The following is a 22,897-nucleotide window of genomic DNA, read 5'->3' as shown; positions in this document are numbered from 1 at the left end:
CCATGAACAGTTTCCTGCCTGTCGCGTTACTCCTGGCGGCTGCACTGATGTTGGGTGGCTGCAGCGATCGTGTCGAACTTCATCGCCAACTCTCCGAGCAAGAGGCCAATGAGGTCATCGCAGAGTTGGCCGACAAACACATTCGCGCGCAGAAAGTCCCGGCCAAAGATGGCGTCACCGTGGCCGTCAATGCCGTCGACATCGGGCGCGCCGTACGCACGCTGGAAGCCGCCGGGTTGCCTCGAGCGGCACGCACTACGCTGGGTGACACGTTTCGCAAGGAAGGGGTCATTTCCACGCCGCTGGAAGAGCGCGCGCGCTACATCTATGCCCTGTCCCAAGAGCTTGAGGCCACCCTGTCCAATATTGACGGTGTGATCGTTGCGCGTGTGCACGTGGTGCTGCCGGAACGCGTAGCACCGGGTGAGCCGGTCCAACCCGCGTCCGCGTCGGTATTCATCAAACATGACCCGCGCCTGGACCCCGATAACATCCGCGCCCGCGTACGCAGGATGGTCGCGAGCAGCATCCCGGGCATGACCGCTGCGGTGGACAACCCGCAAAAACTAAGCGTGATCTTCGTGCCAGCCACTGCCTATCAGGAACAGCAACGCCTGGCTTACTTCGGCCCTTTCCTGGTGCCCAACGATGACCTCCCGTTCTGGCGAACCAGCGTAACCCTTTTTCTGCTCAGCCTAGTGGCCATCACCCTCGCCGCATCATTCCTGTTTGCACGACGCCAGCGCGCGCGGCAAGGGAGGCCTGTAGCAGGCGAATCAATCGGCGCCGCCCATGACGCCTAGCATCGATCAGTCGGCGAGCGAGCAATTGGCCTGGGCACAATGGTGGGCGTTCCCTTGGAAGTACGCCCACGAAGACTGGCGAGATGACGTTCATAGTGCGATGGACGCGCTCCATCGTAGCGGTGGATGGGCCCCCTGCACGCTCCCGGGTGTTGTCGCCTGCCTGCCTCCGGAGCCTCATACCACCGTGCTCCGCCTGGCCCTTGCCTCCACGGAGCAACTCAATTTGGCGCTGACACTGGTTCACGACATCTTCAATCCGCAAGCCTCGTCAGGCTTGAGCGACAGTCATCAGTTGTGGTGCACACGACTTTCCAAGGCCCTGCCTCCTGCGCGGCCACTGCGCGATGCCGATCCGTTGCAATTGCTCTGTAGCTGGGTAGCGCCCTCCACCTGGCAGCGCCTGCGATTGCGCTTTCCCCGTGGACACGTGCAAGAAGTGGAAAAAAAAAACTCTCCGTCGAGGGAGCAACCAGCCAACTGAACACACTCTGGCAAGCCGTCGTCTGGCGGGTGACGACAACGGCAACCGACACCATCCCCCCCGACTCGAACGTGTAAGGAGAACGCCGATGCTATGCCGACACTCTCTTGAGTTGCCCAGCGGTGCCTCTGGTTTGCCACGTAATCTGATCCTCCGTGAAGAGCTTAAGGACTGGGACCAGGCCAACCAGATTTTACGCCACGCCAGTGCCCAGGCCGACGAACTGATAAGCCAGGCAGAAAGGAAATGTGAAGTGCTGCAGCAAGAAGCCTCACTGCAGGTCTGGCAGCGCGCAGATACCCAACTCAAGCAGTGGGACCTCGACCGTCAGGCGATGTGTGACAGCCTCGAACACTATGCGACCCGCATCACCCAGCAGGCGATGCGTCGCCTGCTTGACGACATCGCGCCTCCCCAAAGGCTGGCAGCCTTGCTCAAGCAACTACTGGCCAGCCAAGTCCAGGAGGTCAATGCGACGCTGCTGTGTCATCCCCATGACGTTGAAGAGATCGAACAGTGCCTCAGCCTTCGCAATGCCACGTATTGGAAGCTTCACACCGACGAAGCAATCCGGCCTCAGACACTCGTTCTGCAAACCGACGAGGGCGACTTCCGAATCAGTTGGAACTCCCTGCTCGAAGCGTTCTTCAACAGCAGTCAAGAGTACTTGGATTACGACCTGAAAGTACGCGAGCCAGCGTTTTCATAACGTCTTGCAAACAGGTCTATCGCGCATTCAAACCCACCGACATGAAGGAAAAACCATGGATTTTTTTAATGATCTATCTCGCCAGCTATTAAGAAACAGCGACGTCGCCCACAAGGCCTACAAAGCGAATATCGCTGAAGTCTCAGCCAATGGTTCAGACGCCGAGTTCTTCGAACTGGCCATGAAAAAAGCCACGACGCAGATGGCCTACCTGGAGCACAACCGGGTGAATCACTTGCTGCTCAAAAGTGCCTTTGAGAGTTTCCAGTAACTATGAAAGCGCTGGTCGGTGAGTGGCTCAGAGACCGCGCGGAGCGTGCGATGAGGCCACGCTCTTCGGTTGCCTCCAGACACTGTTTAACCAACGCGATACCTGGCGCTCCGCTGCCGCGCGCCCTGTTCGGCCGGCTCTGAACCTCAAACCCACCTCGCTACGCTCGCCGTCTTACTAACAAGAGAACACCTCATGTTTAACCCCCCCTCCAAGCACACCGGCTTGCGCTTTGATTCACCGCGCTCATCGTCAAAACGAGCGGGATGGCGGTGCCTGGTCGCACTGCCATGCTTGCTGATGCCCGTCGTCAGTACCTACGCAGCCATTCCTGCCGAATGGAAAAATACCGCTTACGCCTACGAGGCCCAACAAAAACCGCTGCGAGAAGTGCTCGAAGACTTCGCGCAGACCTTTGGTACGCAACTGCAAGTGGAGGGGCTACTGGAGGGCAACGTCAACGGAAAGATTCGCGCCAACACCCCGCAATCATTGCTTGATCGACTGGGGGTCGAACATCGCTTCCAGTGGTATTTGTACAACAACACGCTCTATATCAGCTCTCTGGATCAACAGGAATCTGCACGTTTGGAGGTCTCTTCCGAAACCATCGCGGACCTCAAAAAAGCACTCACGGATATTGGCCTGCTCGACAGCCGCTTCGGCTGGGGCGAACTCCCCGAAGACGGCGTCGTCTTGGTCTCCGGCCCGCGGCGCTATATAGAACAGATCAAGCATTTCAGCAGCCAACGCCGCTCACCGGAAGAAAAACAAAGCGTGCTCAGCTACCCGCTGAAGTTCGCCAACGCGACGGATCGCCAAGTGGAATATCGCGGTGAAAAACATGCCATTCCCGGCGTTGCGAGCATTTTACGCGGGTTGTTGGAGCCCCGCGCCACCTCCTCTCTTTCGGGGCTTGGCCAACGCCCCCCTTCACAACCCTCCCCCCTTGCGCCAAACATTCCCCGGCTGAACAACCCACTGATCGGGCAGATGGTTGGCGTAAACAGCAACCCTGCGCAGTTCGAGACCGGCGGCACGCTCACCCCACGCGCACCAACACCCTCCAGCCGGATTCGCGTCGAAGCTGATGTGCGTAACAACGCGGTACTGATCTACGATTTGCCGGAGCGCCAGGCCCTGTACCGCGAGTTGATCGCTCAGCTCGATGTCGCAAGCAAGCTGATAGAGATCGATGCCATTATCCTCGACATCGAGCGCACGCAATTACGCGAGTTCGGCGTGAACTGGGGCTTCCAGAACAGTCGTTTCCGTGGCCTCGGCACCAACCAGGCTCCTGGCACCACCTCGCAGTTATCGATTGAAAATCGTGATCGCTTCTACGCGGATATACGCGCACTTGAAGCCAAGGGGCTGGCAACCATGGTCTCCAACCCTTCGGTCCTCACCCTGGAAAACCAGCCAGCGGTCATCGACTTCAACCGCACTCAGTACCTGACGCCCGGCAGAGAAAACGCAACCATTCTGCCGGTCACCGTGGGGACCAGCTTCCAGGTCGTACCGCGAGTCATCACCAGTCGCGGTGGTCACCAGGTCCACTTGGCGGTGGATATTGAAGACGGGAATTTCGACGAGACCAACCCCATGCCAGGCCAACTGGATGTGCGCCGAGGCAAGGTCAGTACCCAGGCAGTAATGGCTGAAAAACGCTCGCTGGTGGTGGGTGGATTCCATGTCACCGAAAGCACCGACAAGCAGAACAAGGTGCCTCTGCTGGGCGACATTCCGCTGCTGGGCAAGGCGCTGTTTTCCTCGACCGAACGACAGAACAATCGACGTGAGCGCCTGTTTATCATCACCCCGCGCGTCATCGGCGACCAGTCCGACCCCTCGCGCTATTTGCCCCAGGCCGACCAAGTCGATCTGCAAGCGGCGCTCACACCGCTCGCCAGGCGCAACAGCCCTCACCAGCCGGTGATCAATCGCAACGACATCATCAGCACCCTGGCGCACCTGGTCAGCGGGCAAGTCCCCCAGACCTTCAAAGCGGCGCCAATGCCACTCGGGCTGCGGACATTATGCAACACACGCGAATTGCTGGCGCTGAACGAAAATCGCAGCCAATGGTATGCCGGCCCCGAGTACAACGTGGCAGTCGTGGTGCTGCGCAACCAGTTCAACCGCAATGTGCGCATAGACGAAAAAGAATGCAGCAACTCGCAGACCCTGGCAGTCAGCGCCTGGCCGCGTGCCTGGCTCAAGCCCGGTGAGGAAGCCGAAGTATTTATCGCGATGCGCCCGGTGGTGAAGGACGAACACCTCAGCGTACCCCGCCCCTCCTTGATCACCCCAGCTCAGAAGGCCAAGCCATGAATCGCCGCTTGTTGTGCATCACACTGATCAGCGCAGCGTTGTTCGTCACCGGCTGTACCCCCACGTGCAAGGGCGACTCCTGCTCACGTCCACAATCGACCCATGACCAAATGGTAATCTGGTGGCCGCCACAGATGCGCGTCGAACCCGGCCCCAGTGGTGGGCGGGCGGACTACCAGACCATCTCGCTGGAGCGCTGAGTGCTCGCCAATGCCCGATCATCAACGCCAGGTAAGTTGGAAAAACGGGTGAGCGGCGCGGCCGCTCACCTGCCACTCGCGCCCGGTATCACGGTGTGTTCACCTCACGCCGGCCAACGACCGGGGTTGGCCTTGCACGTCTCTCGCGAAGCCTTGCGAACCGGGCAATTACAACGGGTATTGGAGCAGCGTTTCGAACGCCCCTTTATTCAATGGCTATTTGACCTATCAGGATGTCAATGGCGCCCAGGTCAGCGCTGATCAAGCTCGGGGATTTCCAGCGTTTCACGCTTGGCCTCATCGTCCAGCTCACGCAAGGTGCGATAGATCAGCGCCACCGCCTGCAAGGTTTCGCGGGGAATGCTCGCACCCAACTCTTTTGTATAGATCGTGCGCGCTAGCCATATGCACTGGATCACCGGCACCTCAGCGGCCTTGGCACGATCGATCAGCCTGCGGGCCTCAGCGTCCGTGCCCTTGCTCACCAGCAACGGAAGCGGTGTTTTACCAGGGCGGTAATACAGGGCGACCGCATAGTGCGTCGGGTTGACCACCAGCATGTCCGCCTCCTCCAGCTTGGGCAGCTTCACCTTCGGCTCTTCCTGGGCCAATTGCTGGGCCAATGCGCGACGCTGGCCTTTCACATGCGGGTCGCCCTCCATGTCCTTGTACTCTTTGACGACCTCGACCTGGGTCATGCGCATGCGTTTGGCAAAAAAATACCTCACCATCATCAGGTCGATAAGCGCCAGTATCAACAACAAGCCGAGGCAGGCATGCAGCAAGTGCCGAAACAGCACGATCAACGCCAGGATGTAACTTTGCAGGTCACTGTTGGCCAAGTTGATCAACGCCCCCAAAGAGGGCCAGACCACCACATACACAATCAGCCCTATCAGGAACGCCTTGGCGATACTCATCAACAGGTTCATCAGCGATTGAGCAGAAAACATCTGCTTGATCTGGCTGACCGGGTTCAGGCGATTGAAGTCGGGCTTGAGGCTCTCTGGCGCAAACAACAGTCCGAACTGCATCCAACTGCTGATGAGCTTCACAGCAATCGCCACCCCTGCCATCAATACAGAGAACGAGAAAAACACAATCAGGCTTTCAACCAGCACCTCCTCCAGAGCCCGTGCAAAGGGCTGATTCAGGTCTGAGATCGGCAAGATCATCAACTGCTGGAACCGTTGCAGGCTGCTCTCGGCCGTGAACAGCGCGATTTCACTGATCGACGTCAGCACCAGCAATTTACCGACGTCCTGGCTTTGGGCGACTTGGCCTTTCTTGCGTTGATCACGCAGCTTCTTGGCTGACGCCGGGTGCTTCTTTTCCCCTGAATCACTCACGGCAGTGACGCCTTGAAGAGCAACCCCAGCGAATGCCTGAGGTCACCCAGTTGGCTCATGCGCCCGACGATAAGGTCCTGCAACAACGCAAAGTACACCAATAAAATGCCGATACCCGCCAGGCATTTGACAGGGGGCGCCAGCGTGCTCACCTGTAGCTGCTGGCTGTAAACCCCCAGCAGCGCGATACCGAATTCCAGCAACAGCAACACCGCGATAAAAGGCGCGGCGTAGAGCATCATGTGGGTGAAGGTGTCGCCCAGCAACCCGACGAATACACCCATGCCATTCGGTGCCGGCAGCGGAAACCACACGGTGGGCGGCCAGATCAGGTAGCTGTCCCAGATCACCTGAGTCAACGTACCCAGTCCGAGCGTGACGATCAGAAGATAAATCGCCAACTGCTTGAACAAGTGCCCGATCGGCGTCGCATCCGGGCCCAGTGAAGGATTGAGCTGCCCCCCCGCCAAGGCTCCACGTTGGTTATCGAGCAGCGCTCCCACCGATTCGAACATCCAGAACGGCATCGACAGCAGCACTCCCAAGAGAAGGCCCAGAGCCACCTCTTTCAGCACCAGCGCACCGAGCATCAACGCGGAGTATTCCTCGACCGCCAATACGGCATGGATACCCGGCGCTGGCATCAACGCCATGACCATCACAATGGTGTGCCGTAGCATGCCGCGGATATGTTGAAAGCAGAACGCAGCCACCAAGATGGCACAAGGGTAGATGCGCGACATACCGATCATCAGGCTGGGCAGGTACTCAAGATAAAGCAGCACAGGCAGCGCCTCAGTTCAGGGCCGAGCGGCCAATCATGTCGAAGGCCAGGTTGATCAACTGGATCAGCTCAACCCCAATCCAGCGGCCGGTCAGGATCAGCGTGATACCCACGGCAACCAACTTGATGCCAAAGGGCAGCGTCTGATCCTGTATTTGCATCAACGCCTGTACCAGGGACGTCAGCACACCCACCACCACCGCCACAATCAGCGGCGGCGCCGACAGTACGACCACCAACAGCATGCCCTGCTTGAACAGCACGATCGGTTCCATAGGGTACTCAGAGGTAGGAAAGGAACAGGCTGTCGAGCAAGCGCGACCACCCCGAGACCAGCACGAACAACAGCAACTTGAGCGGCAGTGAGATGGTCATCGGCGAGACCATTTGCATCCCCAGCGCCAGCAGCAGATTGGAGACAATCAGATCAATGACGATGAAGGGGATGTAGATCAGGAAACCGATCTCAAATCCCGCCTGCAGTTGTGACAGCACAAACGCCGGCACCAGCAGGATCAAGTCCTCGCGCCGCACGTCCTGCGCCATTTGCGCAGGCCAAAGGCGCGCGGTGTTTTCCAGCAAGTGCGTCAGCGTGTCCGGGTCCACATTGCGCAACATGAAGGCGCGCAGCGGTTTGATGGCCTCGCTTCCCGTCTGCAAAAACGTTTGCACATTGCTCAGGTCCAGCGGCGAGACCTTGATGCTTTCAGCAATCTCGTACCCCACCGGAGCCATGATGAACAGGGTGGCCGCAAGCGCGATGCCATTGATCGCCATGCTCGGTGGGACCTGCTGCACGCCGAGGGCATTGCGGGTAATCATCAGCACAATGACAATTTTCAAAAACGATGTGCAGATGATCAGCAGCATGGGCATCAACGTAAGCGCCCCCAGAAACACCGCAAGAATGAGGGGGTCCAGCCCCTGGATATTCATCGACCGAACATCACGCGGGACAGCTGCAACCCCAGGCGCCCATCAACTTCCACCAACTGCCCCTGAGCAATCGGGCGGTCGCCATAATAGAGGCCTGCCATGCCCGGGGCGTAGCCGGCAATACCCAGCACCGCGCCGGGCGCAAGGTTACGCAGCTCACCCAAGGTGAGGTTGAGCGCTCCGCAGCGTACCGTCAGCGCCATGCTCAACTCATCGAAAGGCTCATGGCCGAATACATCTACCACCGGCTCATCCTTCTCATGCTCCGAGTAGTGGGGCGCAGTAAAATTGTCGTCCACGGACGTCTCCTCGATAGCAGTAAGGGTCATGCACAAAGCGCCTTTGGCATCGTCAATACACCCTCGCAAGCACCGTCTGCCGGTGCGTACATAGCCCGTCCCGCAGGCCTGAAAAAAATGCTGCTCAAGCAACAACACGTCCCCGATGCGCAGCGCTTGTGCCTGCCTTACCGGCAAGTGCAAACGCCCGAGCGTTACGGCAATCGCCAACTGAAACGACGCCGTCATCGGCTCTGCAGTCGGGCGCCACGGGCCGGACGCGTATAACGTCAGGAAGCTTTCGGCGGCAAGCCACAGGTAGCCCACGACGCGAGATGCTCCCAGGGTCACACTCAGCTGGCAGCCGAACCCGACCGGACGATCAACCTCCAGCAGTCGCACGGTGCCCAGCAGCGTTCGTACCTGCGGGCTGAGGTGGTGCTGGAATAACGCCCAAAACCAGTCGTTTGAATCGTTACCCGCCTGGGCCAACGTGACCGGGCATTCGCCCAGCAAGCTGAGCAGCGGCCCGGCCTCCGCAAGCGCGAGCACACCACACCGGGTTTCAAGGCAAACGACGTCGCCTCCGGTGGGCGGGCGCCCGGGTTCCAGACGCAACTCACCGCCCTGCCCCGCCACTTGAAAGGGCAGGCACAAGCCACGTCCCAATCGACGGCGAGCAGCAACGATGTCGCTCCTAATCAAAGGCAACACCAGTGACGGCACTATCATGTCGACCTGATGCAAGGTAAATGCAGGCTGACCGGCAGCCCCAACGCCGCCGCCAAGCGGCTTTCACATTGTTGCCGTACACCACTGAGCCAGCGTGCCGTTGCGTCTTGCTCAGGCTCCAGCTCAATGGCCCAAGCGCCTTGTTCACGACGCACGCTGGCGTTGATCCGCCCAAGCCTGGGCAGGTACAGCACCGCCTGAAGCGGCCACTGCGACCCCATCTGCATACGAGGGAGTAATTGGTCTGCGAGGGCGCCAATCAAGGCGGCAGAGGCATTCGACTTCGCCTTCGATAGCGACGGCTCCCTCCCTGCACCCTCGTCCATATCCGCGAACAGTCGGGCGAATAATCGCCCTTGCTCCCAGGGCACGACAGCGGCGCCGATGGGCTCACGGTCTTCGCGTATTCCACGTAGGCGTGGGTACTCAGTGGGTTTATTGGAAACCTGTTTCACGTCGGCTCCTGCGCCAGTAAAAGGGACAGCTCCTGGAGTTTTTCAACCTGTCGCAGGCACTCGGTGACCTGCTTCTGGGCGCTGCCAACGCGGATGGCCTTTTCTTCCTGCTGGCTTTGCAATGCTTCCAGCCGGGCTTTGTCTCGACGGGTATTGGCCGATAAAACACGCTCCTGCGCACCCCAGGTCTTCAGGGCCTGCAACGTCATCACCTGGCCCTGGTAGTGGCTGAGCAATTGAGCACTTTCCCGCGCCTCGTCCTGCCGGCTTTCTTCAAGCGTGTCGCTGGCCTGTTCTATATGGGCAAGCAGCGTTTGCTGGGCTCGCTTCGCCTCACGCAGGCTGCGTTCGGCCCGGTCTGCCCGGTGCCTGCGCAGGCGTCGCAGTGTCTCCACATCACCAAGCAGCACGTCAGAATGGGACATGTGCGGTCAGCTCCTGAATGTGCTCCAGCGTCCTCGCCATGGGCGTGGGCTCACGCAAGTCCTGGCGCAGAAAAGCATCGACCGCCTGGCGGCTGTCCACCGCCAGGTCAGTCAGGGCATCCGTGCCAGGCTGGTACTCCCCCAGCTTGAGCATCAACTCGATCTGCTGGTAAGCCGACAACAAGCGGCGCAATGCGGTGCCGGCGCGAATATCTGCCGGAGAGACAACGTTGCTCAAGATTCGCGACAGGCTCGCCAGCACGTCCACTGCCGGGTAGTGCCCACGCTCGGCCAACTTGCGAGACAACACGATATGACCATCCAGCAGTGAGCGAACCTCATCGGCGACCGGATCGTTCATGGAGTCCTGTTCGATCAGTACCGTGTAGATCGCCGTGATAACCCCCTCACGGGTCAACCCGGCGCGCTCCACCAAACGGGGTAACAGGCTGTAGACCGACGGCGGAAGACCACCGCGACCCAACGGCTCACCCGCCGCCAGGCCGATTTCACGCTGGGCCCTGGCAAAACGGGTCAGTGAGTCGATCAGCAGCAACACCCGCTGCCCCTTGCGCCGGAAACCTTCGGCCAGGGCCGTAGCGGTAAATGCAGCACGCGCGCGCTCCATGCTTGAGCGATCGGAGGTCGCGCACACCAATACCGCTTTGGCACGCAGTTGCTCATCCAACTCATGGTCTAGAAACTCACGCAACTCGCGGCCCCGCTCGCCGATCAAGCCGAACACGATCACATCGCACTCAACGTTACGGGCGATTTCAGCCAGTAAGGTGGTCTTCCCGCAACCCGCCCCGGCAAACAGCCCAACACGCTGGCCTTCACCCAACGTCAACAAACCATCGATCGAACGGACTCCGGTAGCCAGTGCGCGGTGGATCCTCGGACGCTCAGTGGGCAACGGCGCTTCACACAGCACTGCACTCGTATCAGGCAAGTCCGCCTCCACAAAAGCACTGGCACCCTCCCCCGTGATGGGCCTGCCGAAACCGTCCAACACCTGGCCCAGCAACGCATCGCTGACCTGTACCCGATGCGCCACACCCAGGCGTTCAACGCTGGCCCCCACCCGCACGCCCTCCAGGTTGCCCAGGGCGCTGAGCACCGCATCCTGCTGATCGAAGCCAATGATCTCGGCGAGCATGCAATCACCCGGGGCTTTCTCGACCTGGCACAAGTCTCCGATACGCGCCAGGGGCAGCCGGCACTGCAGCAGCATGCCGTTGACGCGCTGGATACGACCGCGCATCGTCACCGGCGCAAAAGCCGCCAGTGACTGAGATTGGCGTTGCTGCCAGGCCTCCAGACGCGCTTGCAGTTCCAGGCTCACCAGCGCACCTCATACCGCTGCGCACCGTCAAATACCACTTTGCTGTTATCGATCGACACCAGGCGCAGTCCTTCCACCTCATCCCCCACAAACAACCGGGTACCCTCTTCCAGAACCACATGGCCATTCGGCCCGCCGACGATCTGAACGATCTTGAAGGGCAGCGCGCTGTCGCGCACACGTACACGACTGAGTACCGGTACAGCGCTGTCGAACTGCTCTCCAAAACGGCTGAGCATCCGTGCCACCAGGTCCACATCGTCTTGGGAGACATCCCCACTGAGCGTGACCTGGCCATTGATGACTTGGAGGGAAACGCGCTCGCCCAGCTCACGCTCGCCCAGCATCTTCAACAACTGCTCGCGCACTTCAAACGGCGAGGCCAGTTCACGTTTCTGGACGGCCTGCGGCATCAGGGAGGCCTGGGCCTCGGGCTCTCCTGTAGAGGCCATGCCCACCAGAATGAAGATGACCGTTATCACCAGCACCACAGTAATCAGGCGCTTTTGTTGTGGATGGGAAATGGACGATAAATTGAGGGTTGGCGTCGGCTCCGTGGCAGGAGCTGACACCAGCGGAGCCTGGGTCGGCGCCTGCGGCCAAGGCTCATCAGCCAGGGTGACACAGAGCCGTACACACCCGACGCAAAACACAGCGTTCGGTGCCAGGCTCGCAATCTGCGCCAAAACCTGCCCATCGGCGCCTTGCAACAGCCCCGCTTCAGCCTGTACCGACCAGTTCGAGCCGACCAGCAGCAGCCGAGCATGCTGCTGTGCAACACCAGGATCATTGAGCATCAGGTCGGCATCGGCATGGGCACCGATGCTCCACTGCTCACCGAACAGCGGCAGTGCAGCCCCTTGATGCAGACCGTCCAAAACACGCAGCTCAAACATCACCAGTGCCTCGATCGATTAGTAAATACCCACGGGCTCATGCCTGTACCCCGCGCACCAAATCAACCTGAGCAAGGTCAAAACGCCCCAGCACTTTTACCTTGGAGCTGCTTCCCAGCTCCGCGAACGACAGCACCGGCACGTAGTTGAATTCTTCGAGCAGCAATGTCCGCAGCGGGCTGCGCAAGTCCTGGGCGACCAGCATCACACTCTTGAATTTGGGCCGAACGGTAAAAGCCTGGTTGAGCAGGTTGATCATGGCTGCGCTGTGCTCATCGTCGAGCGCAAAGAAGACACCGGTCTGGGTCTGGCGCAGCGCGTCCCGCAACGTGCTTTCAGTTTGAGGCGAGAGCAACCAGGCATGCAGGCCATCAGCTTCACTGTACTGATGCATGATCTGCGCTTTGAGGGCGATACGAGCGTAATCAGCCAGTGCCTCAGGTTCGCGCTCATGCTGGCCGTACTCGATCAGCGATTCGACAATCAGCCGTACCGCGCGCAAGGGCACGCCTTCACTGGCCAAGCGCTGCAACACCGCCGAAAAACGTGACAGTGGCATGATCCGCTGTAGCTCCTGCACCAATTCCGGCTGGTTGTGCTCCAGCCAACTGAGGATCGCTTTGCTCTCCTGGATGCCCAGGAAATGTGGCCCACTGAGCATCATCGCCTGCTTCATGCGTTCAATGATCAGGCTCGCCGCGCTGAAGCGCTCCACTTGCGGGTCTTCGAGCAGCGGGTCATCAGGCGCCAGCCAGATCCAGTCCTGTTCGTCACGCTCAGCCAACCCAGGTATGCCGTGGGCGGGCTCATCCTTCAGTGCCTTGCGCTCAACAGCCAGATAGTTGACCACCGAGGCCTTGACCATCGGGACTTCATGCACACAAAAACGCATTTCATCGGTGGCCAGCGAGTCATCGAGTTCCACCTCGAATGGCGGCAGTGTCAGGCCGATATTGGCCACCAGCGCATTTCGGGCCTGGCGAATCCCGTGGATAAGGTCCGTCACTTCAGGCGTGCCACGCAGGGCCGGGGAGAACTGCAACAGGTAAGGCCGCGACGGGTCGAACCCGCGTAGATCCTCGCTGCCATTCTGCTCAGGACGCACCGCTTCGCCCGCTTCAGCGGCAGGCTGGGCTTCCCGTTGACGCTGGCGCACCAGGTAATAACCGAGGCTACCGGTGATCGCCGAGATGAACATGAAGACCCCCGTTGGCATGCCGGGCACTGCGGCGAAGACGAGCATTCCCACAGAAGCGATCACCCAACTCTTGGGTTCGCTGGTCATTTGCCGAGCAATTTCAGCGCCCATGTTACTGACGCCCTTACGCCCATCCGGCGCCACACGGGTGATGATCATGCCGGCAGTCAAGGAGATCAGCAGCGCCGGAATCTGCGCGATCAAACCGTCACCGATGGTCAGTACCGAATACAGCGCCATCGAGTCTGCAGCGCTCAAGCCGTGCTGGAACATGCCCGTAGAAAAACCGCCCAACAGGTTGACCACGACAATGATCAAACCAGCAATAGCGTCACCCTTGACGAACTTCATGGCGCCGTCCATGGCGCCGAACAACTGGCTCTCGCGGGACAGCTGCTCGCGCTTGTCTCGTGCTTGGGCGCCGTCGATCAGGCCTGCGCGCAAGTCACTGTCGATGGACATCTGCTTGCCAGGCATCGCGTCCAGGCTGAAACGCGCCGCCACTTCAGCGACCCGCTCCGAGCCTTTGGTGATCACCAGAAAGTTGACCAGCGTCAGGATCAGGAAGATCACCATCCCTACCGCCAGGTTGCCCCCCACCACAAAATTGCCAAAGGCTTCAACGATATCGCCGGCGTCCTGTTCCAGCAGGATAAGGCGCGTGGTCGCGATCGACAGCGCCAGTCGAAACATCGTGGTCAGCAACAGGATCGAGGGGAACGACGAGAACGCCAGGGGGCCGGGCAAGTAAAGCGCCAATACAATCAACAGGCATGAAATGCAGATATTGAGGGCGATCAGAATATCCACCAGCCATGTGGGCAGCGGCACAATAAAGATAAAAACGATGGCCAAGACCACCACCGCGCCCAACACTTCGGCGCGCTGCGCCACTTTGAGCAACAGGGTGTTAATGACCGATAACACGGTCACGCCAGTGGCCTCGGCTCACCGGCAAAGCGCGTGGGGCCACGGTGGATGCGATCCAGCTCATCCATCACCACCAGAAAGCCCTGCAGGGTCTCTTGACGGGTTCGGCTGTCGGTCCACAAGGCCAAGGGCAGTTGCTGGAACAACGGATAAAGAGCATTGAGGGACACCAGTTGCCGGTCCAACGGCCCACCCCCCAACTCATCCCCCAACCGCAGGACTTCACCCGCCTCAATGCCGCTACCGGCATAACCCAGCAGGCCTTGCAGCAGGGCTACCGCGTCATGCTCAATGCAAAGTCGCTGAGTCAACGCCTGGCAACCCGCCAGCACCCCGCTCAGTTGCCCGCAGCTTTGTAGCCCCTGCAGCAACGTACGCAACATAGGCGTTGGCATGGACGAAACCATGGCCGCGATATCGTCCGCCAGGGCTTTGCGCATCAACTTGAGCCCAACGCCGAAACGCGCCCCCCCATACATGCCCAACAGTGCCTGCATCATCGTGGCTAACGATTGACGCGTAACGACACTCGCGTAATAGAGCGTACGAAGTGCCTGGCGCTCCTTTGGGTCGACGCCGACAGCCTGCAAGGCCGCCGCAATATTCAAGCCGGCCTGGATCTCGCCCTTGAAGCGGACCTCCAGCTTGGTAATGGCGGCACGCGCCAAGGCGGCTTCAGACTTACGTACCTCAGCGTCCGCCCGGGCTGCCACGTGCTTGAGTACAACGAATGCCCGTGCCGGATCGCCCCCCGTCATTTCGAGCAACCTGTCGACACCGGGTTGCTGCAGCAATTGCAGCCTGATTCGCCGTGAAGTGGCCGCCAGGGTCGCCTGGGCTGGGTGCCCCAATTGTTCGTACAACTGCGCAAGCTTCTCGGCAGGGGGCACACGCACGCCCAACGCGCGCTGGTTCAGCGTTCGGCTATGGGCTTCCACTTCCGGATTGAATAGTTGGGTCGTCTCGTCAACCCCCTTCACGGGCGTACGCGCCGTGGCAGGAGGGCTGACAACAGGTAGATCCAAATGCTGGATCGTTCGGACGTCGTTGCTGGATTCGACTTTCATGGACAGGCCAGTACTGAAAGAGTGTCCCCCTTCGTGGCAGCCACCCCCCAAACGGTTCCATCGTCATTCACCATTACGCCCCGGTTGAAAAAACCTGCACGAGCCTCGATCGCTTCGTGCAAGCCGTTGCGCAAAACCATCTAAATTCAAGATATTTACATATAAAAATCAAGTAGTTAGTGATTTCTTCCGCTTGGCACAGGCGATGCAAAAGGGGTTCGGTCGACATCCTTTCGACTGTGTCTACCCTGAGGAAAAAATCATGAATATTCCGATTGAAGCTTTAGCGCACCTCGTCGGTAGCTCGCCTCAATTCATGCTTCAACTGACAGACGACCAGCAAAAAAAGCTTCGGCGCTTCATCCAGAAACGCGTGCTCAATCCTGAGGATGCAGACGACCTTCTGCAGCTGACTTACCTGGAAGCCTGGCGTAACCGCGAGCGTTTCAGCGGTAACGCCACCCTCAGCACCTGGATGTGCGGAATTGCGCAAAATTTGATCCGCAACCACTTCCGGCGCCTGTATGCCAAACCCGTGCATTGTGAGTTCGACGAAGCGCTTTGGCATGGGCAGGAGGAAAATAGAAACCTGGACTGGGAGTTTGAAATCAATCGTCGACTGGAGAAAACCCTGATTGCGATTGATCACCTGCCCCTGGAGATGCGCAAAACGCTGTATGCCTCGCTGGAAACCGACGGCAGCTACCAGGACACCGCTGATGTGTTGGACATTCCTATTGGTACCGTTCGCTCACGTCTGTCACGAGCGCGTGAACAGCTCAAGCGCGTCACCCACAACCCGCTGTCTCCGTAAACCTGGCTGATCAGCCACTATTGGGCGGCAAGGATGCCCGCTCAATGGAAGCCCTCCCCCTCGATCGCTCCCGCATCACCTGGCGTCCAAGCACGCACGAACATCTCGACGGTTGAGACCGTCAGCCCCCGCCGCTCGTCGCTTCAAATGATGATTTCGGTTAAACAGTTGAAAGCGTAGATAAAAATTCAAAATAAACGCTTGACGCATTGTCGTTCTACGCGAATAATGCGCGCCACTTGGCTACATAGCTCAGTTGGTTAGAGCATAGCATTCATAATGCTGGGGTCCGGGGTTCAAGTCCCTGTGTAGCCACCAAGTACTAAAAACGGCTTACCGAAAGGTAGGCCGTTTTTTTATGCCTCGAGAAAAGTACTGGGGCATACTCGCAGCGGTCCATCCCCACGCTGCTGGCTTGAGCCCGACAGGAAACCCGATTCATGAGCCTTGATGTGTTCGCCGTCATCATGCTGGGCGCTGTGCTGCATGCCACCTGGAATGCCGTGGTCAAGGGTGGCGGGGACAAGCTGCTGACCACTTGCATGATCACGTCCGTCGCGTCGCTGATGGCCTTGGCGGTGATTCCCTTTCTCCCCTTGCCAGCGCGAGAAAGTTGGCCGTTCATTGGGGCGTCGGTGATCTTGCAGGTGCTCTACTTCGTCCTGGTCGCCTCGACCTATCGCATTGCCGACATGAGCCAGACCTACCCGATCATGCGGGGCACCGCGCCGTTGCTGGTGGCCGCGGTGAGTGTATTGCTGCTGGCGGAGCCCTTGTCGGTGGCGGCATGGGCTGGCATTGCCATCATCTCCAGCGGCATCTTGAGCATGGCCGTCGCGCCCTCGGGCGGCCAGCGCAAAGGGCTGGTGTTAGCGCTGGTCAACGCCGGCGTGATCGCCGGCTACACCCTTGTCGACGGCCTGGGCGTACGCAAGTCGGGGGCGCCTGCGGCGTACACGCTGTGGATTTTCCTGCTCACCGGCATCCCCCTCGCGGCCTGGGCACTGGCTGCAAAGCGCACGGTGTTCGGCCAGTACTGTGTGCGCTACTGGCGCCAGGGCGTGATCGGTGGCCTGGGCACCGTGGCGTCCTACGGCCTGGCACTCTGGGCGATGACGGCCGCCCCCATCGCCACCGTTTCGGCCTTGCGGGAAACGTCGATCCTGTTCGGCGTGGTGATCTCGGCCCTGGTGCTCAAGGAGCACCTGACCCGGGTGCGCGTGATTGCAGCCTGCATCATCGCCGCCGGGGCGATGGTATTGCGGCTGGGCTGAGCCCACGCTGGGCGCGCCTCGACAAGCGGCCCTGAAGCAACCTCATGCGCACAAAAAAACACGCCATCTGTACGGCGACGCTCCAGGCCACCGCTGTTAGTGTCCCACCTCCCCCACACGGAGTGCCCCCGATGCAACTGGACATCTACCAAGTCGACGCCTTCAGCCGCCACGCCTTTGGTGGCAACCCGGCAGCCGTCTGCCCGCTCACCGAGTGGCTGCCTAGCGAACAGCTGCAGAACATCGCCGCCGAAAACAATCTTTCGGAAACCGCCTTCTTTGTGCCCCGTGGCGAGGTCTACGAATTGCGCTGGTTCACCCCCGAAGTCGAAGTGGACCTGTGCGGCCACGCCACGCTTGCCGCCGCCTGGGTACTGATCCACAAACTGGCGGATGCACCCGAGGTGTTGCGCTTTGCCACCCGCAGCGGCGAGCTTCGGGTCACGCGCAATGGCGACGAACTGGCAATGGATTTCCCGGCCAAGCAGCCCCAACCGTGTGAACCACCGGCCGGCCTGTTGAGCGCACTGGGGATTGAGAACGCCGACGTCTTCGCCACCGATGACTACATCGTGCTGCTTGACGATGAAGCGCAGGTCGCCGCGTTGACGCCGGATTTTGCCCGCCTCAAGGGTTTGCCCAAACGCGGGGTCGCCGTGACCGCCAAAAGCGCGCGGTTCGATTTCATTTCCCGCTGGTTCGGTCCGAACGTAGGCGTCAATGAAGACCCGGTGACGGGCTCCGCCCACACCTCCCTCGCCCCTTTCTGGGCCGAACGCCTGGGCAAGCAGCAACTCACGGCAGAACAAGGCGGACTGCGCCGTGGTCAACTGCGTTGCGCGCTCCAGGGTGACCGCGTGATCATCTCGGGCCATGCCGTGCTCTACCTGCAAGGCACGATTTACCTGTAAAAAGCAGTACCCCAAGGACAACAGATCATTCTCAAAATGAACGGAGTTCAGCGCGTGTTATCGATTTCCCGCCGGCAGTTGTCGGTCATTGCAGCAGCCCTCACCCTGGTGGCCTGCCATACCCCAGTCAACGAACAGCCACCGGCACCGGAACTGGGTTCGGGCTATCGCACCGACCTCACCACCCGCCATGCCGAGCGCCACATGGCCGCCGCCGCCAACCCGCTGGCGGCTGAAGCCGGGCGCGAGATGTTGCGCCAGGGCGGCTCGGCGATTGACGCCGCCATCGCGATGCAGGCGGTGTTGACCCTGGTGGAGCCGCAGTCGTCCGGTATCGGCGGTGGCGCGTTCATCATGCTGTGGGACGGGAAAAACGTGCACGCCTACGACGGTCGCGAAACCGCGCCAGCCGGGGCGACAGAGCGCTTGTTCCTGAAGGCCGACGGCACGCCCATGGCGTTCCCCGAGGCACAGATCGGCGGGCGCTCGGTGGGCACTCCTGGCGTACTGCGCGCGCTGGAAATGGCGCACAGGAAAACCGGGCACCTGCAATGGGCCAAACTGTTTGAGCCGGCGATTCGCTTGTCGGAACAGGGCTTTGCGATTTCCCCGCGCCTGCACGCGCTGATCGCCGCTGACCGCTACATTCCCCAGTCGCCCGACATGGCGGCGTATTTCCTGAACGCCGATGGCACCCCCAAGGCCACCGGTACGCTGCTGAAAAACCCGGCGCTGGCCGCCGTGTTCAAGCGCATTGCCAAAGAGGGGCCGGACGCGCTGTACCACGGGCCGATTGCCGATGAGATCGCGCGCAAGGTCCAGGGCCATCGCAACGCGGGCAGCCTGTCCCAGGCGGACCTCAAGGGCTACACCGCCAAGGAACGCGCACCACTATGTACGGACTACAAACAGTGGAAGGTGTGCGGCATGCCGCCGCCGTCCTCCGGCGGGATCGCAGTCGCGCAAATCCTGGGCACCTTGCAGGCACTGGAAGCCCGCGACCCGCGCTTGGCCATCGCGCCGATGACGCCAGTCAAGAGCCCATCACCTGCCGGCCTTGAACCGACGCCTGAGGCTGTTCATCTGCTGGCAGAGGCCGGTCGACTGGCGTTCGCCGACCGTGGTTTGTACGTGGCCGATGCTGACTTCGTGCCCGTACCGGTCGCCGGTCTCGTCGCACCGAGCTACCTGGCCCAGCGCGCCAGCCTGATCGGCGAACGCAGCATGGGCATCGCCAAGCCGGGCACACCTGCTGGCGTCCAGGTGGCCTATGCACCGGACCGCTCGCCGCTGCGCATCTCCACCTCGCAAGTGGTGGCCGTGGATGACCAGGGCGGGGCCGTGTCGATGACCACCACGGTGGAAGCGGCGTTCGGCGCCCATGTGATGGTCCAGGGCTTTTTGCTCAACAACCAGATGACCGACTTTTCCTTCATCCCGCAAGAAAACGGGCAACCGGTGGCCAACCGTGTCGAACCCGGCAAGCGCCCGCGTTCGGCCATGGCGCCGACGCTGGTGTTCGACCGCAAGAGTGGCGAGTTGCTGGCCACGGTAGGTTCGCCCGGTGGTTCGCAGATCATCGAGTACGTCAGCAAATCATTGGTGGCAATGCTCGACTGGAAGCTCGACCCGCAAGCCGCCATCAGCCTGCCCAATTTCGGCAGCCGCAATGGGGCGACCGAGCTGGAACAAGGCCTGTTCAGCCCAGCGTTGAAACAAGCGCTCAAGGACAAGGGACACGCGTTGAGCGAAATCGACATGACCAGTGGCATACAGGCCATCGTTCGCACCCGCGATACCCAGGGCAAGGCAATGCTGAGCGGCGGAGCCGACCCTCGGCGCGAAGGCGAAGCGGTCGGCGACTGACGGGTTAATCAACAGGGAACCGTCGATCAAACCGTGTAGCGATGAAGGCGGCCTGGGTTTCATCCGCGCAGATTGTTTTTTATCAGGTCAGCGGCTGATCTTCAGGCCCTTGCGCCCCGCATGTCGCTCCAGCGCCAGCTCGATCAACCGGCTGACCAGTTCGCTGTAGCTCATCCCCGCTGCCTGCCACAGCTTGGGGTACATGCTGATGCGGGTGAAGCCGGGCAGCGAGTTGATTTCGTTGATCAGCACTTCACCGTCTTCGGTGAGGAACACGTCGACCCGCGCCAGGCCGGAGCAACCCAGCACTTCAAAGGCCTCGATGGCCAGGCGGCGGATTCGCTCGCTGGCTTCCTGGCTGATGTCCGCCGGCACCACCACCTGGGCGGCCTGGGCGTCGATGTATTTACTGTCGTAGGAATAGAAACCACTGTTCACCACAATCTCGCCGCAGCCACTGGCGATGGGGTTATCGTTGCCCAGCACGGCGCATTCGATTTCACGGCCCTGCACGGCCGACTCCACCAGCACTTTTTCATCAAAGCCCAACGCCAGTTCAACGGCAACCAGGTATTCGGTTTCGTTGCCGACTTTGCTCACGCCTACCGATGAACCCTGGTTGGCGGGTTTGACGAACATTGGCAAACCGAGCTTATCCACCGCCCTGTCAAAGGACGTGCGCGCCGCGTTGCCACGGGTCAGGGTGATGAACGGCGTGACGGCAATGCCCGCATCACGCAGCAGGCGCTTGCTGATGTCCTTGTCCATGCACACCGCCGAGCCCAGCACATCAGAGCCGACAAAAGGCAGGTCGGCCATGCGCAGCAGGCCTTGCAGGCAACCGTCTTCGCCCAGGGTGCCGTGGACGATCGGGAAGATCACGTCGATATGTTCGAGCAAGCCGTTACCGGTGGTTTCCACCACCTGCTGGCTGGCCTTGCCGGGCACCACCGCCAATTCACGGTTGGACTGGTTGAGGGCGATCAAGGCCGGGTTTTCCTGATTGATCAGGAAGTTCGAGGTGTCGTTGAGGTGCCAGTGGCCGGCCTTGTCGATACCGATCAGCACCGGCTCGAAACGTGTGCGGTCGAGGGCGTCGACAATGTTGCGCGCCGACTGCAGCGAGACTTCGTGCTCAGCCGAACGGCCACCAAAAATAATACCTACCCGCACCTTGCTCATGACCCTGCCTCACTGTTGAAAGTAAGGCTTCTTACCATGGCAGGTCAGCGGCTCGCTACCAGGTGTGCGCCGAACAACACGTAGCAGCCACCGGCAAAGCGGTCGAGCCACTTGCGCGAACGGCTGTAGAGGTTGGCCATGCGCTCACTGGAAAACACCAACGCCACGGCGCAGTACCAACTGAACGACAAGGTGGCCATGACGGTCACCGCCAGGGTCAACAACATCGGCGACGGTGAGGGCGGCATGGTCGACGCAAAGATCGTCGCGACAAACAACGCCGACTTGGGGTTGGAGATGTTGCCAAGCAGCCCCAGGCGCCAGGCTGAAAACATCGAGCGCCGAGGCTCATTCGGCAACAGATCCGAGCCGGCGGCCGGCGCCGAACGCTTGAACAGCTTGAGCCCCAAGTAGATCAGGTAGCAGCCGCCGACAATCTTGAAGCCCAGGTACAGCATGGGCGCGGCGGTGAACAGCGACTTGATCCCCAAGCCCCCTGCCAGCCCCCACAAGATCGTTCCAGAAGCCACACCTGCCGAAGCCGCCACACCATGGCGGCGCGAGCCGTTGGCGGCCAGTTGGGCGATATTGAAGAAGTTCGGCCCTGGGGTGACGACGGCAACGATCCAGAGCAAGCCCAATGAAACCAGTGGGGCCAGGTAAGCAAGCTTGAAAAAATCCATGGGGCAGCTCCATCAACACAACACATGTGCCGCGATCATAGGCCCCGCCCCACCCCTGCACAATCGTACAAGACCCCGGCAGACAAGGAATGCAGACTGGGTTAACGTGTTTCCACCTCTTTTTTGTGACAAGCCACCATGGGCCACCCCACACGCTCCCTCGACTGGCTGCACCGCGCGCCACACGCCAGTGGCCTGGACCGCATCGAGGCATACTTTGCCGGCTTCGCCTTCGACCCGCACCGCCACGACACCTACGCCATCGGGCGGACCTTGTCCGGCGTGCAGAGCTTTCACTATCGCGGCGACATGGTCCACAGCGTGCCCGGCACGACCATGGTGCTCCACCCGGATGAAACCCACGACGGTCACGCCGGCAGCGAGGAAGGCTTCAAGTACCGGATGATTTACGTCGAGCCCTCGCTGATCCAGCAGATCCTCGGCGGCAAGCCGTTGCCGTTCATCCCCAATGGCCTGTCCACCGACCCCAGGCTGTTTCGCGCCAGCGAAGTGCTGCTGCAGAACCTGGACAACCCCATCGACCCGCTGCAGGAACAGGACGCCCTGTTCGACCTGGCTCACGCACTGAGCAATGTCTCGGGGGGGATCGTCAGTCGCAAGAGCTTCGATTACGTGGCCGCCGAACGCGCCCGGGAATTTATCCACAGCGCCCTGGGCCGCAGCATCACCCTGGAAGAAATGGCCGACCACGCCGGCCGCGACCGTTGGGCGTTGTCGCGGGATTTCCGCCTGCTGTTCGGCACCAGTCCCTACCGCTACCTGACCATGCGCCGCCTGGACCTGGTGCGCAGCCTGCTGGCCCAAGGCCAATCGTTGGTGGATGCGGCGATGACGGCCGGCTTTACCGACCAGAGCCACATGACCCGGCAATTTCGCAGCACCTACGGCATGCCGCCGTCGCGCTGGGTAAAAATGCTCGGACGCTGAGGGCCGCTGTTGAAAACGCGGTC

The 22,897-nt window shown here is 60.5% G+C and carries 23 protein-coding genes and 1 tRNA gene; 11 read left to right on the top strand and 13 right to left on the bottom strand.

Annotation, left to right across the window (positions count from 1 at the left end; all coding sequences use genetic code 11):
* The first annotated feature begins 2 nt into the window (after positions 1-2).
* The 5 genes from sctJ (at position 3) to hrpT (ending at position 4,801) form a co-directional block, all read left to right on the top strand.
* A complete protein-coding gene (gene sctJ / locus ACVWVP_RS03915) occupies positions 3-803 on the top strand; it encodes a type III secretion system inner membrane ring lipoprotein SctJ (protein ID WP_457404505.1) in 801 nt (266 codons plus the stop codon).
* 572 nt (positions 804-1,375) lie between these two features.
* Complete coding sequence (gene sctL / locus ACVWVP_RS03910; protein WP_178919230.1) at positions 1,376-1,996, top strand: type III secretion system stator protein SctL; 621 nt, start codon at positions 1,376-1,378, stop codon at positions 1,994-1,996.
* A 55-nt stretch (positions 1,997-2,051) separates the two neighbouring features.
* Entirely contained in the window at positions 2,052-2,267 is a 216-nt protein-coding gene (locus tag ACVWVP_RS03905) for a hypothetical protein (protein ID WP_178919232.1), read from the top strand.
* A gap of 195 nt (positions 2,268-2,462) precedes the next feature.
* Positions 2,463-4,601 carry a type III secretion system outer membrane ring subunit SctC gene (sctC, locus tag ACVWVP_RS03900; protein ID WP_259172001.1) on the top strand — a complete coding sequence of 713 codons (2,139 nt, stop codon included), beginning with the start codon at positions 2,463-2,465 and terminating at the stop codon, positions 4,599-4,601.
* A complete protein-coding gene (gene hrpT / locus ACVWVP_RS03895) occupies positions 4,598-4,801 on the top strand; it encodes an HrpT family type III secretion system protein (protein ID WP_178919234.1) in 204 nt (67 codons plus the stop codon). The genes sctC and hrpT overlap by 4 nt, the downstream gene beginning before the upstream one ends.
* A gap of 251 nt (positions 4,802-5,052) precedes the next feature.
* Here hrpT and sctU read toward each other — a convergent pair whose 3' ends face one another.
* The 11 genes from sctU to sctW are packed head-to-tail and all read right to left on the bottom strand — an operon-like array spanning position 5,053 to position 15,196.
* Positions 5,053-6,150 (bottom strand): type III secretion system export apparatus subunit SctU, encoded by a 1,098-nt coding sequence (sctU, locus tag ACVWVP_RS03890; protein WP_178919236.1) that lies wholly within the window; start codon positions 6,148-6,150, stop codon positions 5,053-5,055.
* Positions 6,147-6,935, bottom strand: coding sequence for a type III secretion system export apparatus subunit SctT (gene sctT, locus ACVWVP_RS03885; RefSeq protein ID WP_178919238.1), 789 nt, complete (start codon positions 6,933-6,935; stop codon positions 6,147-6,149). The genes sctU and sctT overlap by 4 nt, the downstream gene beginning before the upstream one ends.
* Positions 6,936-6,945: 10 nt before the next feature.
* Positions 6,946-7,209: a type III secretion system export apparatus subunit SctS gene (gene sctS, locus ACVWVP_RS03880; protein WP_178919240.1), complete on the bottom strand. Its 264-nt coding sequence runs from the start codon at positions 7,207-7,209 to the stop codon at positions 6,946-6,948.
* A gap of 7 nt (positions 7,210-7,216) precedes the next feature.
* Complete coding sequence (gene sctR, locus ACVWVP_RS03875) at positions 7,217-7,870, bottom strand: type III secretion system export apparatus subunit SctR (protein ID WP_178919242.1); 654 nt, start codon at positions 7,868-7,870, stop codon at positions 7,217-7,219.
* Positions 7,867-8,880 carry a FliM/FliN family flagellar motor switch protein gene (locus tag ACVWVP_RS03870; protein ID WP_457404766.1) on the bottom strand — a complete coding sequence of 338 codons (1,014 nt, stop codon included), beginning with the start codon at positions 8,878-8,880 and terminating at the stop codon, positions 7,867-7,869. The genes sctR and ACVWVP_RS03870 overlap by 4 nt, the downstream gene beginning before the upstream one ends.
* Complete coding sequence (locus tag ACVWVP_RS03865; protein ID WP_178919246.1) at positions 8,877-9,335, bottom strand: type III secretion system HrpP C-terminal domain-containing protein; 459 nt, start codon at positions 9,333-9,335, stop codon at positions 8,877-8,879. The genes ACVWVP_RS03870 and ACVWVP_RS03865 overlap by 4 nt, the downstream gene beginning before the upstream one ends.
* Complete coding sequence (gene sctO / locus ACVWVP_RS03860; protein ID WP_178919248.1) at positions 9,332-9,760, bottom strand: type III secretion system stalk subunit SctO; 429 nt, start codon at positions 9,758-9,760, stop codon at positions 9,332-9,334. Before sctO ends, ACVWVP_RS03865 begins: the two co-directional genes overlap by 4 nt.
* Positions 9,747-11,105, bottom strand: a complete 1,359-nt coding sequence (locus ACVWVP_RS03855) for a FliI/YscN family ATPase (RefSeq protein ID WP_310522010.1) — start codon at positions 11,103-11,105, stop codon at positions 9,747-9,749. Before ACVWVP_RS03855 ends, sctO begins: the two co-directional genes overlap by 14 nt.
* The gene (locus ACVWVP_RS03850) at positions 11,102-12,001 is read right to left on the bottom strand and encodes an FHA domain-containing protein (RefSeq protein ID WP_178919249.1); all 900 of its coding nucleotides are present in this window, start codon (positions 11,999-12,001) and stop codon (positions 11,102-11,104) included. Before ACVWVP_RS03850 ends, ACVWVP_RS03855 begins: the two co-directional genes overlap by 4 nt.
* Positions 12,002-12,038: 37 nt before the next feature.
* Positions 12,039-14,132 (bottom strand): type III secretion system export apparatus subunit SctV, encoded by a 2,094-nt coding sequence (gene sctV, locus ACVWVP_RS03845; RefSeq protein WP_178919250.1) that lies wholly within the window; start codon positions 14,130-14,132, stop codon positions 12,039-12,041.
* Positions 14,129-15,196: a type III secretion system gatekeeper subunit SctW gene (gene sctW, locus ACVWVP_RS03840; RefSeq protein WP_178919251.1), complete on the bottom strand. Its 1,068-nt coding sequence runs from the start codon at positions 15,194-15,196 to the stop codon at positions 14,129-14,131. The genes sctV and sctW overlap by 4 nt, the downstream gene beginning before the upstream one ends.
* Before the next feature lie 262 nt (positions 15,197-15,458).
* On the opposite strand from sctW, the gene ACVWVP_RS03835 reads away from it, so the two are divergent.
* The 5 genes from ACVWVP_RS03835 to ggt all read left to right on the top strand — a co-directional run bounded on the left by ACVWVP_RS03835 (position 15,459) and on the right by ggt (position 20,061).
* Complete coding sequence (locus ACVWVP_RS03835) at positions 15,459-16,010, top strand: RNA polymerase sigma factor (RefSeq protein ID WP_178919303.1); 552 nt, start codon at positions 15,459-15,461, stop codon at positions 16,008-16,010.
* 241 nt (positions 16,011-16,251) lie between these two features.
* A tRNA-Met gene (locus ACVWVP_RS03830) sits at positions 16,252-16,328 on the top strand.
* Positions 16,329-16,450: 122 nt separating this feature from the next.
* Positions 16,451-17,284 carry an EamA family transporter gene (locus ACVWVP_RS03825; protein ID WP_178919252.1) on the top strand — a complete coding sequence of 278 codons (834 nt, stop codon included), beginning with the start codon at positions 16,451-16,453 and terminating at the stop codon, positions 17,282-17,284.
* 131 nt (positions 17,285-17,415) lie between these two features.
* Positions 17,416-18,195, top strand: a complete 780-nt coding sequence (locus ACVWVP_RS03820) for a PhzF family phenazine biosynthesis protein (RefSeq protein ID WP_259172006.1) — start codon at positions 17,416-17,418, stop codon at positions 18,193-18,195.
* Positions 18,196-18,231: 36 nt separating this feature from the next.
* Positions 18,232-20,061 carry a gamma-glutamyltransferase gene (ggt, locus tag ACVWVP_RS03815; protein WP_457404504.1) on the top strand — a complete coding sequence of 610 codons (1,830 nt, stop codon included), beginning with the start codon at positions 18,232-18,234 and terminating at the stop codon, positions 20,059-20,061.
* An 87-nt stretch (positions 20,062-20,148) separates the two neighbouring features.
* Here the strand turns inward: ggt and ddlA are convergent, their stop codons facing one another.
* Complete coding sequence (ddlA, locus tag ACVWVP_RS03810) at positions 20,149-21,243, bottom strand: D-alanine--D-alanine ligase (protein WP_178919255.1); 1,095 nt, start codon at positions 21,241-21,243, stop codon at positions 20,149-20,151.
* Between the two features lie 44 nt (positions 21,244-21,287).
* Complete coding sequence (locus tag ACVWVP_RS03805) at positions 21,288-21,926, bottom strand: LysE family transporter (RefSeq protein WP_457404503.1); 639 nt, start codon at positions 21,924-21,926, stop codon at positions 21,288-21,290.
* A 138-nt stretch (positions 21,927-22,064) separates the two neighbouring features.
* On the opposite strand from ACVWVP_RS03805, the gene ACVWVP_RS03800 reads away from it, so the two are divergent.
* Positions 22,065-22,874 (top strand): AraC family transcriptional regulator, encoded by an 810-nt coding sequence (locus ACVWVP_RS03800; RefSeq protein WP_259172008.1) that lies wholly within the window; start codon positions 22,065-22,067, stop codon positions 22,872-22,874.
* The last annotated feature ends 23 nt before the right edge of the window (positions 22,875-22,897 follow it).

The organism is Pseudomonas sp. TE24901, from assembly GCF_054058375.1.
This window is presented reverse-complemented; position numbering and strand designations above follow the sequence as displayed.

Excerpts from the sequence above, each read along its gene's own strand:
- sctJ (WP_457404505.1), top strand. The coding sequence starts at position 3 with ATGAACAGTTTCCTGCCTGTCGCGTTACTCCTGGCGGCTGCACTGATG.
- sctL (WP_178919230.1), top strand. The coding sequence starts at position 1,376 with ATGCTATGCCGACACTCTCTTGAGTTGCCCAGCGGTGCCTCTGGTTTG.
- ACVWVP_RS03905 (WP_178919232.1), top strand. The coding sequence starts at position 2,052 with ATGGATTTTTTTAATGATCTATCTCGCCAGCTATTAAGAAACAGCGAC.
- sctC (WP_259172001.1), top strand. The coding sequence starts at position 2,463 with ATGTTTAACCCCCCCTCCAAGCACACCGGCTTGCGCTTTGATTCACCG.
- hrpT (WP_178919234.1), top strand. The coding sequence starts at position 4,598 with ATGAATCGCCGCTTGTTGTGCATCACACTGATCAGCGCAGCGTTGTTC.
- sctS (WP_178919240.1), bottom strand. The coding sequence starts at position 7,209 with ATGGAACCGATCGTGCTGTTCAAGCAGGGCATGCTGTTGGTGGTCGTA.
- sctR (WP_178919242.1), bottom strand. The coding sequence starts at position 7,870 with ATGAATATCCAGGGGCTGGACCCCCTCATTCTTGCGGTGTTTCTGGGG.
- ACVWVP_RS03870 (WP_457404766.1), bottom strand. The coding sequence starts at position 8,880 with ATGATAGTGCCGTCACTGGTGTTGCCTTTGATTAGGAGCGACATCGTT.
- sctO (WP_178919248.1), bottom strand. The coding sequence starts at position 9,760 with ATGTCCCATTCTGACGTGCTGCTTGGTGATGTGGAGACACTGCGACGC.
- ACVWVP_RS03850 (WP_178919249.1), bottom strand. The coding sequence starts at position 12,001 with ATGTTTGAGCTGCGTGTTTTGGACGGTCTGCATCAAGGGGCTGCACTG.
- sctW (WP_178919251.1), bottom strand. The coding sequence starts at position 15,196 with ATGAAAGTCGAATCCAGCAACGACGTCCGAACGATCCAGCATTTGGAT.
- ACVWVP_RS03835 (WP_178919303.1), top strand. The coding sequence starts at position 15,459 with ATGAATATTCCGATTGAAGCTTTAGCGCACCTCGTCGGTAGCTCGCCT.
- ACVWVP_RS03825 (WP_178919252.1), top strand. The coding sequence starts at position 16,451 with ATGAGCCTTGATGTGTTCGCCGTCATCATGCTGGGCGCTGTGCTGCAT.
- ACVWVP_RS03820 (WP_259172006.1), top strand. The coding sequence starts at position 17,416 with ATGCAACTGGACATCTACCAAGTCGACGCCTTCAGCCGCCACGCCTTT.
- ggt (WP_457404504.1), top strand. The coding sequence starts at position 18,232 with ATGAACGGAGTTCAGCGCGTGTTATCGATTTCCCGCCGGCAGTTGTCG.
- ddlA (WP_178919255.1), bottom strand. The coding sequence starts at position 21,243 with ATGAGCAAGGTGCGGGTAGGTATTATTTTTGGTGGCCGTTCGGCTGAG.
- ACVWVP_RS03805 (WP_457404503.1), bottom strand. The coding sequence starts at position 21,926 with ATGGATTTTTTCAAGCTTGCTTACCTGGCCCCACTGGTTTCATTGGGC.
- ACVWVP_RS03800 (WP_259172008.1), top strand. The coding sequence starts at position 22,065 with ATGGGCCACCCCACACGCTCCCTCGACTGGCTGCACCGCGCGCCACAC.